Annotated in this window: 14 protein-coding genes and 1 pseudogene; 8 read left to right on the forward strand and 7 right to left on the reverse strand. The window is 71.2% G+C overall.

Annotated elements, in window-relative coordinates; genetic code table 11:
* Window positions 1-74: 74 nt before the first annotated feature.
* Window positions 75-650: a histidine phosphatase family protein gene (locus OOK40_RS09875; protein WP_266478414.1), complete on the forward strand. Its 576-nt coding sequence runs from the start codon at window positions 75-77 to the stop codon at window positions 648-650.
* A gap of 25 nt (window positions 651-675) precedes the next feature.
* Here the strand turns inward: OOK40_RS09875 and OOK40_RS09880 are convergent, their stop codons facing one another.
* From OOK40_RS09880 to OOK40_RS09895, 4 genes and pseudogenes are all read right to left on the reverse strand, one after another.
* Complete coding sequence (locus OOK40_RS09880) at window positions 676-1086, reverse strand: PPOX class F420-dependent oxidoreductase (RefSeq protein WP_266479087.1); 411 nt, start codon at window positions 1084-1086, stop codon at window positions 676-678.
* Window positions 1087-1098: 12 nt separating this feature from the next.
* A pseudogene (locus OOK40_RS09885) lies at window positions 1099-2295 on the reverse strand (RNA polymerase sigma factor); the annotation flags it as partial.
* 8 nt (window positions 2296-2303) lie between these two features.
* Window positions 2304-2657, reverse strand: coding sequence for a YciI family protein (locus OOK40_RS09890; protein ID WP_266478417.1), 354 nt, complete (start codon window positions 2655-2657; stop codon window positions 2304-2306).
* A 45-nt stretch (window positions 2658-2702) separates the two neighbouring features.
* Window positions 2703-3329 carry a CGNR zinc finger domain-containing protein gene (locus OOK40_RS09895; RefSeq protein ID WP_266478419.1) on the reverse strand — a complete coding sequence of 209 codons (627 nt, stop codon included), beginning with the start codon at window positions 3327-3329 and terminating at the stop codon, window positions 2703-2705.
* Between the two features lie 56 nt (window positions 3330-3385).
* Here OOK40_RS09895 and OOK40_RS09900 point away from each other — a divergent pair, with 56 nt between their 5' ends.
* Both OOK40_RS09900 and OOK40_RS09905 read left to right on the forward strand, forming a co-directional pair.
* Window positions 3386-4582: an MFS transporter gene (locus OOK40_RS09900; RefSeq protein WP_266478421.1), complete on the forward strand. Its 1197-nt coding sequence runs from the start codon at window positions 3386-3388 to the stop codon at window positions 4580-4582.
* A 59-nt stretch (window positions 4583-4641) separates the two neighbouring features.
* Window positions 4642-5676: a hypothetical protein gene (locus OOK40_RS09905; RefSeq protein ID WP_266478423.1), complete on the forward strand. Its 1035-nt coding sequence runs from the start codon at window positions 4642-4644 to the stop codon at window positions 5674-5676.
* A gap of 24 nt (window positions 5677-5700) precedes the next feature.
* Here OOK40_RS09905 and OOK40_RS09910 read toward each other — a convergent pair whose 3' ends face one another.
* The 3 genes from OOK40_RS09910 to OOK40_RS09920 form a co-directional block, all read right to left on the reverse strand.
* Window positions 5701-6906 carry a hypothetical protein gene (locus tag OOK40_RS09910; RefSeq protein WP_266478426.1) on the reverse strand — a complete coding sequence of 402 codons (1206 nt, stop codon included), beginning with the start codon at window positions 6904-6906 and terminating at the stop codon, window positions 5701-5703.
* A 214-nt stretch (window positions 6907-7120) separates the two neighbouring features.
* Window positions 7121-8764, reverse strand: a complete 1644-nt coding sequence (locus OOK40_RS09915) for an FAD-dependent monooxygenase (RefSeq protein WP_266478429.1) — start codon at window positions 8762-8764, stop codon at window positions 7121-7123.
* Window positions 8765-8876: 112 nt separating this feature from the next.
* Entirely contained in the window at window positions 8877-9995 is a 1119-nt protein-coding gene (locus OOK40_RS09920; RefSeq protein ID WP_266478432.1) for an NAD(P)/FAD-dependent oxidoreductase, read from the reverse strand.
* A gap of 128 nt (window positions 9996-10123) precedes the next feature.
* On the opposite strand from OOK40_RS09920, the gene OOK40_RS09925 reads away from it, so the two are divergent.
* The 5 genes from OOK40_RS09925 to OOK40_RS09945 all read left to right on the forward strand — a co-directional run bounded on the left by OOK40_RS09925 (window position 10124) and on the right by OOK40_RS09945 (window position 15298).
* Entirely contained in the window at window positions 10124-10705 is a 582-nt protein-coding gene (locus OOK40_RS09925; protein ID WP_266478435.1) for a TetR/AcrR family transcriptional regulator, read from the forward strand.
* A gap of 303 nt (window positions 10706-11008) precedes the next feature.
* Window positions 11009-12037, forward strand: a complete 1029-nt coding sequence (gene argC, locus OOK40_RS09930) for an N-acetyl-gamma-glutamyl-phosphate reductase (RefSeq protein WP_266478438.1) — start codon at window positions 11009-11011, stop codon at window positions 12035-12037.
* Window positions 12034-13203 (forward strand): bifunctional glutamate N-acetyltransferase/amino-acid acetyltransferase ArgJ, encoded by a 1170-nt coding sequence (gene argJ / locus OOK40_RS09935; RefSeq protein WP_266478441.1) that lies wholly within the window; start codon window positions 12034-12036, stop codon window positions 13201-13203. The genes argC and argJ overlap by 4 nt, the downstream gene beginning before the upstream one ends.
* Window positions 13200-14105 (forward strand): acetylglutamate kinase, encoded by a 906-nt coding sequence (gene argB / locus OOK40_RS09940; protein ID WP_266478444.1) that lies wholly within the window; start codon window positions 13200-13202, stop codon window positions 14103-14105. Before argJ ends, argB begins: the two co-directional genes overlap by 4 nt.
* A complete protein-coding gene (locus OOK40_RS09945) occupies window positions 14102-15298 on the forward strand; it encodes an acetylornithine transaminase (protein ID WP_266478446.1) in 1197 nt (398 codons plus the stop codon). Before argB ends, OOK40_RS09945 begins: the two co-directional genes overlap by 4 nt.
* Window positions 15299-15305 lie beyond the last annotated feature (7 nt).

Raw genomic sequence — 15305 nt, forward strand, 5'->3', positions numbered from 1 at the left:
GGCCGCGGACCGCCCGGAGCGCGACCCTCCGGTCGCCTCTTGACCTGCGGGGCATTGGGAACCACGATCACGCCATGACTGTCCGGATCACGTTGGTCGCCGCGGCCCGCAGCTCCGCCGTGCTCGCGGAGCGCTTCGACGACGACCGGCCACTCGACTACGCGGGCTGGCACGAGGTGCAGCTCGCTGCGTATGCCCTGGTGCCGCTCAACACTGCCGAGCTGCGGTATTGCTCGCCGACCGCCCGCAGCCGGGCGACCGGCGAGGCCCTCGGCTTCGCGCCGATCGCGCAGCCCGCCCTGCGCGACTGCGACATGGGCCGCTGGCGCGGCTACACCCTGGCCGAGGTCGCGGCCCGCGAGCCCGCCGCCGTCGATGCCTGGCTCGCCGACCCGCGCTCGGCGCCGCACGGCGGTGAGCCGCTGCTCTCGTTCATATCGCGCATAGGAGGCTGGCTGGACACCAGGCCCGCCGAGGACGGCGGCTCCATGGTCGCCGTCGCCGAACCGGCGGTCGTCAGGGCAGCCCTCGTCTACGCGCTGAAGGCACCGCCCTCGTCGTACTGGAACGTGGACGTCCGCCCCCTGTCGACCGTGACGCTGGCCGGCCGGGCGGGCCGCTGGAGCCTGCGCCTCGGGACGACCGTCTGACACGGCCCCGCCGGGCCGGCAGGCATCACCCGGTGGCGCTGCCCACCACCCGCTCCGGCGTGATCCGGATGACGATGCGTACGACCTCCGGCGGCAGCTCCAGATACTCCTCGCCCGCGCCGGACCCCTCGTACTCCTCGGCCAGCGACACGGCGAGCTTCCTCCCGGCGTCCTCGCTCACGGTGGCCGTGCCGCGCACCTCGATGTACTGCAGCGGATCGTTCCGGTCGTACACCGTGAGGCTGACCCGCGGCTCGCGCCGTACGTTCTTGTCCTTGCGGCGTCCGGCTTCGGTGGAGATGAGTAGTTCGTCCCCCTCTCTGGCCACCCAGACGACCGAAGTCTGCGGGCTTCCGTCCGGGTTGACGGTCGCCAGGACCGCGGGGTTCGGCTCGTCGAGGAGTCTGAGTGCGTCATCGCCGAATGTGATGGACATGCCCAGGAGGGTACGCCGCAGGAAGGAGCGCTCGGCCGCATTTCCGGTGCGCTCGATCGCGGCCTCGTAGGCACGCGCGGCCTGGGCTTTGCGCCCCAGGCGACGCAGCAGATCCGCGCGGATCGCATGGAAGAGGTGGTGCTCGTCGAGATCGAGATCGTCGACCAGGGCGAGCGCCGCCGCCGGGCCCTCGACCTCCGCCACCGCGACCGCCCGGTGGAGAGACACGACCGGATTCGGACCGAGGGCGAGCAGCTGGTCGTACAGCTGGAGGATCTGCCGCCAGTCGGTCGCGGCCGGGACCGGTGCGTCGCTGTGGACTGCGTTGATGGCCGCCTGGATCTGGTAGGGGCCGGGCTGATCGCGCCTCAGACACTGCCGGACGAGATCCTGGCCCTCGGCGATGAGGTCGCGGTCCCAGAGGTCGCGGTCCTGCTCGGCCAGCCGGACGAGGCCGCCGTCGGGCGTGGTGCGGGCGGCCCGGCGCGACTCGGTGAGCAGCATCAGCGCCAGCAGCCCCTTGACCTCCGGTTCGTCGGGCATCAGCTCGGCCAGCAGCCGGCCGAGGCGGATCGCCTCCGCGCACAGGTCCTCGCGGACGAGCCGCTCGCCCGAACTCGCGGTGTAGCCCTCGTTGAAGATGAGGTAGACGACGGCGAGCACGGCCCGCAGACGGTCCGGCAGATCGGCGTCGCGCGGGACCCGGTAGGGGATTCCCGCATCACGGATCTTGCCCTTGGCGCGGACCAGCCGCTGCGCCATGGTCGGCTCGGCGACCAGGAAGGCCGACGCGATCTCGGCCGTGGTGAGCCCGCCCAGCAGGCGCAGCGTCAGCGCGACCCGGGCGGCGGGTGCCAGCGCCGGGTGGCAGCAGGTGAAGATCAGACGCAGTCGGTCGTCGCGCACGGGGCCCTCCTCGAACGCTTCGCCGTCGGCGGACAGCAGGGCGGCCTGCGCGTGCCGGTCCGCGCGTGACGCCTCCCTGCGGAGCCGGTCGATCGCCCGGTTGCGGGCGGTGGTGATGATCCAGCCGGCCGGGCTGGGCGGCAGCCCGGTGGACGGCCACCGTTCCAGAGCCGTGGTGAACGCGTCCTGGACCGCCTCCTCGGCGATGCCAATGTCACCGAAGACGCGGACCAGGACGGCGACCGCGCGACCGTACTCCTCGCGGAACACCCGCTCCATCACCGACGCGGTCACCTCCGGCATGCCGGAACTCACCCGCCGGACACGTGCTGCAGCGGCCTCACTTCGATCGGGAGAGTGATTGCCCGGGCGAGTTTGCGGCCCCATTCGAGGGCGGCGTCGAGATCGGCCGCCCGGATGACCGTGAACCCGCCGATGTGCTCTTTGCCCTCGACGTAGGGACCGTCGGTCATGAGCGCCTCGTCGTCCTTCACCCGTACGACGGTGGCCGTGCTCGGCGGGTGCAGACCCCCGGAGAACACCCAGGCACCTGCCGCCTTGATCTCGGTGTTCACCGCTTCGAGATCCCGCATGATCGGATCCAGCACCTCGGGCGGCGGCGGGCCCCCGTCGGGCTGGTAGATGCTGAGCAGATAGTGCTGCATGGCGTCCCTCCTCGGTGCGGTGGCCGGCGCCGGGCGGCCGGCCTCTCACCCCCTGTACGAACGGCCCCCGGCCGGATCGACATCGGACGCGGCCAAGTCCGCAAGATTTTTCGCCCGCCGGTGGGCGGCCACGCGTTCACGTGTCGCGCATCGCCGTGAGCAGTAGCGACGTGTCGGTCCGCTGCCCTGAGTGAGAAAGACATTGCGGCAGCCGGAGGAGGCGCAGACGCCGCCGGGCGGGCGTTGTCGGTCCCAGACGAGGACGGTCAGGGCCAGGCACGACGAGGCGAGGAACCACTCACCCCAGGGCGCGTCGTCATGGCTGTCGAGATGCGGGTGCCAGGGGGAGCGGCCGCCGTGCGAGGTGAGGCGCAGGGGGCCGGTGCTCTGTGGCAGCAGGCGGTTCAGGCAGGCCGCGGCGGCGTCGACGTGATCGGCGGCGAAGACCTCGCGCAGCAGCAGGGCGGCCGCGCGCATCCCGGCGATGTCGCGGTCCGACAGCTCGACCGGGTCCGTCTCGCCGTGCGTGCGCAGCACCTCGGCGATGCGGCCGGTCGACCCGCTCTCATCGGCAAGGGCGTTGATCAGGGCGGCCGTTCGCAGGGCGACGGCCTGAACCGAATGCCGGGCCGACCATTCACCGTCAGCGCCGGTGCCGTTCAAGGGGAACACACTGCCAATGTAACGCACCTGGCGTGGTTTTGAGTTACGTGCGTAACGTGATCAGGATGACAAAGAGTTACACACTGGGGCGCTATACCGCCGGAGCGGCCGCCGCCCGCACCGGCGACGAGATGTCGGGCCCGGCCTTGCTCCTCGCCGGGCTCGCCGTCACAGGATCGGCCGCCGTGGCCTCGTCACTGCTGGCGGGCATCATGATCGCGGCCGCGGTCGGCGGCCCCCTTTTCGGCGTACTGCTCGACAGGTCCGCCAGGCCGGGCCGCCTGCTGACCGGGGCTCTGACGGGTTACGCCTCCGCGCTCGTCGTCATCCTGATCGCCCTCGGCCGCATCCCGATCGCCCTCACCGTGCTGATCGCGGTGTTCGCGGGCCTGCTGGGACCCGCCCTCTCCGGCGGCTGGACCTCCCAACTGCCGCACGTCGTCCCGCCCGAAGCTCTCGCCCGCGCCAACGGCCTCGACGCGATGACGTTCAACGCCGCAGGGTTGGCGGGACCCGCGCTGGCCGGAGCGGTCGCGGCTCTGGTCGGGGCGGCGGCGGGCGTGATCGTGGCCGCTGTGCTCATCTGCCTTGCCCTGCCCGCCGCCTGGGCGCTGCCGGTGACCCGCGAACGGGAGCAGGCCCGCATACGTACGCCGGTCGGCACCGACCTCACCGCCGGCTTCCGTGCCATCCTCCATATCCGGCCGCTCGCCCGCGCGACGACGGTCTCGGTGATCTCGTGCGTGGGCGAGGGGATGCTGGTCGCCTGCGCCCCATTGCTCGGTCAGCGGGTCCTGGGCACAGCCGGTCACGGGGCGCTCCTGCTCTCCGGCATCGCCGTATCCGCTCTCGCGGCCAACGCGCTGCTCGCCCGCCACCCGGAACTCCTGCGCCCGGACACCGTCATGTGGTGCAGCACCCTCGTCCTCGCCGGAGCTCTCCTCCTCGCGGCCACCGGCCGCCCGACTCTGCTGATCGCCGCCGTCGTCCTCACCGGAATCGGCGAAGGACCCCAGCTCACCGCGCTGTTCGCGGTACGCCACCGGGAGGCACCCGAGCGGCTGCGCGGCCAGATCTTCACCACGGGCGCCAGTCTCAAGCTGACCGCCTTCGCCGTCGGCGCGGCCATCGCCGGACCCCTGGCCGTCCGCTCGCTGCCCGGAGCGCTGCTGACGGCCGCCGCATGCCAGTTGCTCGCCGCGCTGAGCTGCGCCCTGCTGTGGCGCGAGGCCGAGCACAAGGGGTCCGACGGCAACGAGTAGGGTCCGGCGCGTACATAGGGCCATGGGGCCACAGGTGTTGTCGGGTGTTACGGGGGCGGATGACGATGCGGCGCTGGATCAAGGTGTCGGTGGCGGCTGCGGCAGTCCTGGGCGTGGGCGGGTACATCGCCGAGCCCTATGCGCAGGAGTGGATGCTGGCCCGCAACGCCTGCGGCGGGGAGTTGCCACGGGACGCCGTGAAGCAGCTCGCACCGAAAGGCTCGCACCTGGAGGGCGAGGAGTCCAAGTACACCAAGGGGCTGGGCTCCTACGGCTGCAGCCTCACCATGAAGGGCGAGGACGTGAACGACAAGCGACTGGTCCGCATGGCGGCGTACACCCGTCGGGACGATCAGGACCGGGAGTTCATGTCGCTCTTCCCCGAGGAGGGCTTCTCCCCGCAGGCTCCGGTGCCCGAGGGGCTGCCCGGCTTCATCGACAGGTTCGGCGGCATCCAGCTTCTGCTGCCCTGCCCGGATCTCGGCAAGGATGCCGAAGGCAGACAGCGCAAGCTTCTGGTACGGACCTCGCTGGGGCGGGACGTCAACAGCGGGGTCCCGGGAGCCGCTTACCGTACGGCCGTCGCTCTCGCCAACTCCGCCTCGGGCAGGCTTGGTTGTGGCGCCAAGCCCCTCAAGGCACCGAAGGGGGACGCCGTGCCGGCCGACCCCGAGGACGACCCGAAGACGGTGCCGCTGTCGCAGGCGAGGAACACGGGCTGCGGGTGGATGACGAGGTCCGGGCTGTCGCAGAGTACGGACTGGCGGGTCGCCGTGGGCACGAACAACGCCGCACCCACGGCACGTTGCGATCTGCACTCGGCTGACCCGGAGTCCCCGCACGAGCGGTCACGGATGGCCTTCGTCGCCTGGTACGGCGACTGGAGCAACCGGCTCACGGCCGAGGAAGGCAACGGCGAGCCCCGTCCCATGACGGCCACCGCCCGCTGCGACGGCGAGGCCGCCAACTACGCCCTCAGCGCCGCCGACGACATTCCGGGGGTCGGCCGGGCCGTGAAGGAGCGGATGTTCAAGGAGTTCGCGCAGGACGAGGTGCGGCGGCGCGGCTGTTCCGGCCTGCGGTTCTTCTCCTGACGCCGTTGCGCGCGCCCGGTGGGGTCAGAACCTCAGCCACAGTGCGCGGACATACGCGTCGTCCAGCAACTGCCGCATCGCGGCGGCACGCTTCGGCGGCACCTTCCGCTTCTTCGCCCAGTCGTCCAGCACCGTGAACATCTGGTGCCGCCCGTTCATCAGGTCGCCACGCACCGGCCCGGCGACCGGCCGGCCGGCAATGTCGCCCATCGGCGGACGGGTGTTCAACTGCACGGGAGCCGGACGGAAGGTGCCCCGGATGTGCTCGTGTACGGACGCGTCGAAGGCGGCGAGACCGGGGATCGTTCCGTCCCTGGTGTAGTCGGCGCGGAACTTCATGAGGTCACCGATGCGGTCCGCCACGTCCTCCGGGTCGTTGTCGGTCCAGGTCGTCGCCTTCGACGCGTAGCGAGCATCCAGTCCGCGGCGCGTGGGCCGGTGGGCGGGGTCGCCGCCCTGCGCGGTCAGCCGCTCCAGGTAGTACGCGAGATAGGCACGCTCGGCGTCGTAGAGGATCGCGAAGGCCTGGGGGTCCTTGGCGAGTTCGGCGACCAGCTCCTCGATGTCGGCGTCCGCGTCCGCGCTGCGGTCGGCGTACCCGAAAGCAGCGTGCGCCTCTGGGGCGAGGAAACGGCCGAGCCACACCCAGCCGGTCTCGTCGAGCCGGGCCTCCTCGGGAGGCAGCGCGGGGCCTGACAGATCATCGTCGTGCAGACTGTCGTCCCGCCCCGCGTCCACCACATACTCGGCCACCATCCGAGCCACGCCCGGCGCCAGCCCCGCGGGGAGTTCGATGCCGTCGAGGGCAGAGGCAACCGCATAGGCGGTACGGGCCTGCGCCATGGTGTGCGGTCTGCCCGGGCCCGTGGAACGCGTGGCCCCGTCCACGATGCGACCCAGCACGCGGGCACCGTCGCCGCACACCTTCTCGTGCGCCAGCAGCCTCTTCGCGGAGCCGAGACGAGCCAGATCCTCGCCCGGGTCGAGGGCTCTGGCAGCCGCCCCGGGGTTGTCGGCGAGGGCCCGCGCCGAGGCGGGCAGCCGCCAACAGGGCTCGATGTCATCGGAGTCGGCGAAGGCGAGGGGGATGGCGACCCCCGCCGCCAGAACCACCACGGCCACGCCCGAGGCGAGCAGCCGGTGCTTCCTCAACCGCTGGAACCGGCCCGCCTCGGCTGGTTCATCGACGGTACCGTCGACCTCGCCGCTGCTGCTTCCCCCATCACGCATCCGGGCAGACTAGCGACTGCCGCCGCGCGCAGCTCCGCGGGGTCTGTACGACTGACGCGGCGGGACCGCCGCCGGGATGCAGCGAGAAGGCCCGCGCCCCGAAGTCCCGCCCGAGCGCGTCGAGTTGGACGGCGAACGGGACATTGGCCGTCTTCGCCTGCCACACCCCGGCCAGGCCGCTCTGCGGGCCGCCGGGAACTTGCAGGCGCCGGGCTCAGCCCGTCCGGAACACGCCCGCGAGGTGGGCGGCCAGCTCCTGGGTGGTCGGCGGGCAGAGCCTGGCGCCCAGGTAGCCGTCCGGGCGCACGACAAATGCCGTCGGCTCCTCCGCTCGGTAGATCCGCCCGAACTCGCCGCGGCTGTCGCGGTACACCGGCAGCCGCGTCCCGTCGGCGGGCCCGCCATCGGCGAGCACCGCGCATGCTTCCACCCTGCCCTGTGACACCTCACGTGCCGCTGCGGCGAGTTCGTCGAACAGGTTGCCCGCCGGGTCTTGCCCGTACAGCAGCAGCACGTGCCCGCGGTCCCGCAGTACGTTGTACAGCCGCGACGGGTACGCAGCGATCTCCCCGGCGAGGCCGCCGCAGTCCGGGGCCCGGTCGCCGGGCTGGGGGCCGTCCCCGTTGCCGCCCGGGTCGGGCCGCCCCACGATCGGGCTGCCGCGGTAGGCGACGAGCAGCTGTGCTTCGCGCAGCATCAGGGTCGCCGGGTCCGTCGGGTCGGCCTGGATGCCCTCGGCGGCGTGCCGTACGGTGCGGCCGACGACTTCCTCGCCGACCGGCCGGCGCTCGGCGTCGTAACTCGTGAGCAGCCGGGGATCTGCGGCACCCTCGGCCGCGAGGGCGAGCTTCCAGGCGAGGTTGTACGCGTCCTGGATGCCGGTGTTCATGCCCTGCGCGCCCGTCGGCGGATGGATGTGCGCCGCGTCCCCCGCGACGAAGACCCGGCCGTCGGCGTACCGGTCGACCATCCGGTGGCTGATCCGGAACACCGAGGACCAGCGCATGTTGGACGCGGTGGTCGGCTGCGGCGCCAGCCGGTCCAGGACCGCCTGGATGTGGGGAAGCGAGGGGGCCCGGCCGCCCTCCAGGCCATGCTCCACCCGGCTCCGGTCGGCTCCCTCGGTCTGCCGGGCGGTCGAGAGCTCGGGCGGCACCAGCATCGACATCCGGTACCGGCCCCGGCCGGGCAGCGGAATGCACACCAGCAGGTCGTCGACGACGCCGTCGGCACCGCGATGCATGGCGCGTACGCCGTACCCGTGCGGAAGGTCCCAGTCGGCTTCCACGTCGGCGAGCATGTACTCCTGGGGGAAGGCGCCCCCTTCGAAGGTGAGCCCGAGAGCCTTGCGGACAACGCTGTGCGCGCCGTCGCAGCCCACCAGGAACCGGGAGCGGACCTCCTCCTCCGCCCCGGAGGAGCTGACCAGCCGGCTGGTCACCCCGTCGGCGTCCTGGGTGAACGACACCAACTCGGTGCCGCGCTCGATCCGGGTACCGAAACGGGCCAGGAACTCATCGAGGATGCGCTCGGTCTCGTACTGCGGCAGCGCGGCGAATCCGTACGGCACCTCGGGCGGCAGGGCGAGGTCGATCCGGGCCTGCTCCGTGCCGTTGACGTATGTCAGCTGCCCGCGCATCGGGACGGCCGCGTCCAGCGCGGCCCGTACCAGGCCCATCCGGTCCCAGATCTCCAGGGTGCGCGGCTGGATCCCCACGGCCTTCGCGAACGGCAACCTGGCCGGCAGCCGGTCGACGACGCGGCAGCCGACTGACCGCCGCCGAAGCTCGGCGGCCGCGGTCAGCCCGACAGGGCCGGCGCCCGCGACCAGTACGTCCGTTACGTAGGTGTGCACCACTGGCGTCTCCCGGCGAGAGGCCCCCGGTGTGAGCGGATCCACCTCAATGGTCGCCCGCCGGGTGATGCCCAGCCACCGCTGGCCGCCGGGCGGACGAGGTGATGGAGCGTGCTCAGGAGTCCGTCGGGGGCAGGAGGTGGCCGAGTCCCTCCGCGCAGCCCTTCGCGGCCTCGGCCGAGCGCGGCAGCATGATGCTCTCGTAGGCACGGACGCCGTCGTCGAGACCTGATTCGGTGACGAGGGCCTGGGCGAGGTCGGTGCCATCGAGCATGGCGAGGTTGGCGCCCAGCCCCAGAGGGGGCATCAGGTGCGCGGCGTCGCCCAGCAGGGTGACGCCGGGGGTGTGCTCCCAGGTGTGCGGGACGGGCAGCGCGAACAGGGGGCGATTGACGAAGCCGCTGTCGCTGTACCGCAGGAGATGGAGCAGGCTCTCGTGCCAGCCGTCGAAGATCTTCAGCAGGTGCGTGCGCACGGCCGTCGCGTCATCGAGGTCCAGGTCGGCGGCCACGTGCCAGTTCTCCGGGGCGCGGAACGCGATGTAGGCGCGGATGTGGCCATTGCTGTTGCGCTGGGCGAACAGGGCCTTGCCGTCGGCCTTCGCGAGCATGGTGCCGTCGCCGACCATCCGCGCGAGCTCTGGATGGCGGGTGTCGCAGTCGTCGAAGCCGGCCTCCACGAAGGTGACACCGGTGTAGCCGGGCGTGGCGTCCGACAGAGCCGGGCGGACCCGGGACCAGGCGCCGTCGGCGCCGACGACCAGGTCGAAGTCCTCGGTGGTGCCGTCACTGAAGAGCAGGCGGCAGGTGCCGTCCCCGAGCGGGGTGACCCCGCTGACGGCGCGGCCCCACCGCACGGTGCCCGCGGCCAGGGACTCCAGGAGCAGGCCGCGCAATTGGCCTCGGTCGATTTCCGGCCTGTCGCCGTCGCCCTCGTCGTCCGCAGGCCCCTGATCAGGCAGGAGGGCGGCGGTGGCGGTGTCGAGCAGGCGCCACTCCTGGCCTTCGGGACGGGAGAAAGTGCGGAACCGATCGAGCAGGCCCGCCGCGCGCAGGGCGATCTGCCCGGTGTCGGCGTGCATGTCGAGAGTGCCGCCCTGGGGGCGGGCGTCGACGGATGCCTCGCCTTCGAAGACGGTTACGGAGCGTCCGTGGAGTTGCAGGACGCGGGCGCAGGCAAGGCCGCCGAGGCCGGCGCCGACGACCGCGATGCGGGGGTCATGGGCGGAGTGCATGGAGCTGTCCCCTCGGAAGGTGGGTGTACGCCGGGAGATCCCCGGCGCATCTCCAAGAAAGCACACTCGCTAAATAAGTGCAATGACTCAACTTTCGTAGTGAGTGCGCTCCGAGGTACGGTGTGCCAGTGACCGAACCGACCGGGCGCCGCGAGCGCAAGAAGGCCCAAACCCGCAGGTCCCTGGCCGACGCCGCGATCGAGCTCTTCCTCGACCGCGGCTACGACCAGGTCGGCGTCAAGGACGTCGCCGAGGCCGCCGACGTGTCGGTGACCACCCTGTTCAAGCACTTCCCCAGCAAGGAGGCGCTGGTCTTCGATCAGGACGACGACATCGAGGCGGCGCTCGTCGCCGCGGTGCGTGAACGCGCCCCCGGGCAGTCGATCCCGCGTGCGCTCTGCGAGCACGTCCTGCAGGCGCAGGCTCCCGCCAAGGACCCGCGGTTCGGCGAGTTCAGGCGCATGGTGGAGGACACTCCGGCGCTGCGTGATCACGCCCACCGCATGTGGATGCGCCACGAGGCGGCGGTGGCCCGGGCCATCGCCGAGGAGGTAGGCGCCCCCGAAGGCGATGTCACCTGCGCCGCCCTGGCCCGTTTCGCATTGGAGGCCCGGGACCTCGTCGGGCGGCATCCCGACCCGAGGCGGGCCGCCAGGGAAGTCTTCGCGCTGCTCGAACACGGCTGGGCGGGCGCGCACCCCGACGGCTGATCACCGAGCATGGCTGCTGTGACCGTGCGCGGTAGTTGGCGGATCACCTGCGGAGTCCTCGCAGGTCAGGGCGTCTCTGTTCAGCGCAGTTGGCGGGACCTGTTCACGATAGTTGGCGGCTCCGGGCGCCGCAGCGGGCACTCCACCAGCGAATACGCAGCCCGTCTCGGCGCTTCCGCCAACAACCGTGCACATCCGCCAACTACCGCGCACGGTCATAGCTGCCCCCTCGGGCCCCCTCGGTACTGATTGCATAAACGTGCATAGTTGCGTATAGTCATGCTATCACTGATGGAGGGTTCGATGGCAGTACGAGCAGCAGTCGCAGGAGCGAGCGGATACGCGGGCGGGGAACTGCTCCGACTGCTCCTGGCTCACCCCGGGACCGAGATCGGCGCCCTCACCGGCAACTCCAACGCAGGCCAGAAGCTCGGTGGCCTGCAGCGGCATCTCCTGCCGCTCGCCGACCGGGCACTCGAACCGACCACCCCCGAGGTGCTCGCCGGGCACGACGTCGTGTTTCTCGCCCTCCCGCACGGGCAGTCCGCCGCTGTCGCCGAGCAGCTCGGCGAGGACGTGCTCGTCATCGACATGGGTGCCGACTTCCGGCTCAAGGGCGCCGCCGACTGGGAGGCGTTCTACGGCTCCGCGCACGCCGGGACCTGGCCCTATGGCCTGCCCGAACTGCCGGGTGCCCGCGCCGCGCTGGAGGGGTCCAAGCGCATCGCGGTGCCCGGCTGCTTCCCCACCGCCGTGCTGCTCGCGCTCTTCCCCGCGTACGTTGCCTCCCTCGCCGAGCCCGAGGCCGTGATCACCGCTGCGTCCGGTACCTCCGGCGCCGGCAAGACGCCCAAGCCGCATCTGCTCGGCTCCGAGGTGATGGGGTCCATGACCCCGTACGGCGTCGGCGGCGGCCACCGTCACACGCCCGAGATGATCCAGAACCTCAGCGCCGCGGCGGGGGAGCGGGTCACCGTCTCCTTCACGCCGACCCTCGCGCCGATGCCCCGCGGCATCCTCGCCACATGCAGTGCGAAGGCCAGGCCGGGCACGACAGCGGCCGATGTGCGGACCGCGTACGAGAAGGCGTACGCGGACGAGCCCTTCGTCCATCTGCTCCCCGAGGGGCAGTGGCCGTCGACCGCGTCCGTCTACGGTTCCAACGCTGTTCAGGTCCAGGTCGCGTACGACGGGGCGGCGGGCCGCATCATCGCGATCAGCGCCATCGACAACCTCACCAAGGGCACCGCCGGCGGCGCGGTGCAGAGCATGAACATCGCCCTCGGGCTTCCCGAGGACACAGGACTTTCCACGATCGGAGTGGCACCGTGAGCGTCACGGCAGCAAAGGGATTCACGGCGGCCGGTATCGCCGCCGGGATCAAGGAGAACGGCAATCCGGACCTGGCCCTCGTGGTCAACAACGGTCCGCGCCGCGCCGCCGCGGGCGTCTTCACCTCCAACCGCGTCAAGGCCGCCCCGGTCCTGTGGTCCGAGCAGGTCCTGCGCGGCGGCGAGGTCAGTGCCGTCGTCCTCAACTCCGGTGGGGCCAACGCCTGTACGGGCCCCAAGGGCTTCCAGGACACCCACGCCACCGCCGAAAGGGTCGCCGAGGCTCTCGAAGGCCACGGCGCCTCCGAGGTCTCCGCCGGAGAGGTCGCCGTCGCCTCCACCGGCCTCATCGGTCTGCTGCTGCCGATGGACAAGCTGCTGCCGGGCATCGACAGAGCCGCGGCCGAGCTGAGCGAGCACGGCGGCGAGAAGGCCGCCATCGCCATCAAGACCACCGACACCGTCCACAAGACGTCCGTGGCCTCCAAGGACGGCTGGACCGTCGGCGGTATGGCCAAGGGCGCGGGCATGCTCGCCCCGGGCCTCGCCACCATGCTCGTCGTCCTCACCACTGACGCCGACCTCGAAGCCGCGACCCTCGACAAGGCCCTGCGAGAGTCGACCCGCCTGACCTTCGACCGGATCGACTCCGACGGCTGCATGTCCACCAATGACACTGTGCTGCTCCTGGCGTCCGGAGCGAGCGGGATCACGCCCCGGTACGAGGACTTCGCCGAGGCCGTCAAGAGCGTCTGCGACGACCTCGCCCGTCAGCTCATCGGTGACGCCGAGGGCGCCAGCAAGGACATCCGCATCGAAGTCGTCAACGCCGCGACCGAGGACGACGCCGTCGAGGTGGGCCGCTCGATTGCCCGTAACAACCTCCTCAAGTGCGCCATCCACGGCGAGGACCCCAACTGGGGCCGGGTCCTGTCGGCCATCGGCACCACGAATGCCGCATTCGAGCCGGACCGGCTCAATGTCGCCATCAACGACGTGTGGGTCTGCAAGAACGGCAGTGTCGGCGAGGACCGCGACCTCGTCGACATGCGCTACCGCGAGGTGAAGATCACCGCCGACCTCGCCGCGGGGTCCGAGTCCGCAGTCATCTGGGCCAACGACCTCACCGCGGACTACGTCCACGAGAACAGCGCGTACAGCTCATGACGAACAGCACGCGCAAGCACACCGCGCTGCCGAAGGCCCAGATCCTCATCGAGGCGCTGCCCTGGCTGACCCGGCACAACGGCAGGACCGTCGTCATCAAGTTCGGCGGCAACGCCATGATCGACGAGGATCTCAAGGCCGCTTTCGCCCAGGACGTCGTCTTCCTGCGCCAGGCAGGGCTCAAGCCGGTCGTCGTGCACGGCGGCGGCCCGCAGATCAACGCGCAGCTCGACCGGCACGGCCTGGTCAGCGAGTTCAAGGCGGGCCTTCGGGTCACCACGCCCGAAGCCATGGACGTCGTACGGATGGTGCTCGCCGGGCAGGTCCAGCGCGAGCTCGTCGGGCTGCTCAACCAGCACGGGCCGCTCGCCGTCGGCATGACCGGCGAGGACGCCCACACCATGACCGCGACCAAGCACCAGCCGCAGATCGACGGAGAGCTCGTCGACATCGGCCGGGTCGGCGAGATCACCGAGATCGACACGGGCGCCATCCAGGCGCTCCTCGACGACGGACGCATTCCGGTCATCTCCTCCATCGCGCGCTCCGCCGACGACCACCACGTCTACAACGTCAACGCCGACACCGCCGCGGCCGCCCTGGCCGCGGCGCTGGGTGCCGAGACGCTGATGGTTCTCACCGATGTCGAGGGCCTGTACGAGGACTGGCCGCAGAGCGACGAGGTGATCAGCAGGCTCACCGCGAGCGAGCTGGAGAAGCTGCTGCCGGACCTCTCCAGCGGCATGGTGCCCAAGATGGAGGGCTGTCTGTTCGCCGTACGCAACGGGGTGAACACCGCCCGCGTGATCGACGGCCGCGTACCGCACTCGATCCTGCTGGAGATCTTCACCGACGAGGGCATCGGCACGATGGTCCTGCCCGACGGACTGGGGGAATCATGAGCAACCAGGAGTTCACGCGGCGGTGGCAGGGCGTGATGGCCGACAACTACGGCACGCCCAAGCTGTCGCTCGTCCGCGGCGAGGGCGCCACCGTCTGGGACGCGGACGGCGTGCGGTACACCGACTTCGTCGGCGGCATCGCCGTCAACGCGCTCGGCCATGCCCATCCCGCCGTTGTCGAGGCCGTCTCCCGCCAGATCGCCTCCCTGGGCCATGTCTCCAACCTGTACGTCGCCGAGCCGCCCCTCGCGCTCGCCGAGCGGCTGATCCAGCTCTTCGGGCGCCCCGGACGTGTTTTCTTCTGCAATTCCGGCGCGGAGGCCAACGAAGCCGCCTTCAAGATCGGCCGGCTCACGGGCCGCCGGCACATGGTCGCCACCGCCGGCGGCTTCCACGGCCGCACGATGGGCGCCCTCGCGCTCACCGGACAGCCGGGCAAGCAGGAGCCGTTCCTGCCGCTGCCCGGAGATGTCAGCCACGTGCCGTACGGGGATGCCGAGGCGCTGCGGGCCCAGGTCACCGCGGAGACCGCGCTCGTGATCATCGAGCCGATCCAGGGCGAGAACGGCGTGGTCGTCCCGCCCAAGGGCTATCTGGAGGCCGCCCGGGAGATCACCCGGGCCACCGGCACGCTTCTCGTGCTCGACGAGGTCCAGACGGGCATCGGGCGGACCGGCCACTGGTTCGAGCACCAGGCCCACCAGGGCATCGAGCCCGATCTCGTCACGCTCGCAAAGGGCCTGGGCGGCGGGCTCCCCCTCGGCGCGACGATCGCGTTCGGCGAGGCGGCCGAGCTGCTGAAGCCGGGGCAGCACGGCACCACGTTCGGCGGGAACCCGGTCGCCTGCGCCGCCGGCCTCGCCGTACTCGACACACTCGCGGCCGACGGAATCCTCGACGAGGTCAAGCGACTCGGCGAGAAGATCAGGGACGGAATCGAATCCCTGGGCCATCCGCTGGTCTCACATGTCCGTGGCGCCGGCCTGTTGCTGGGTATCGTGCTCAACGAGCCCCTCGCGCCCCAGGTGCAGCAGGCGGCTCAGAGCGCCGGCTTCCTGGTGAACGCCCCCGCCCCCGATGTCGTACGGCTGATGCCGCCGCTGATCATCGGCGAGGCGGACGTGGACGTATTCCTCCGGGCCCTGCCGGGCGTTCTCGACGCAGCCAACGGGGATGGACGAGCCGGAGAATGAGACGACG

Source organism: Streptomyces sp. NBC_01481, assembly GCF_026339995.1.
GTDB lineage: Bacteria > Actinomycetota > Actinomycetes > Streptomycetales > Streptomycetaceae > Streptomyces.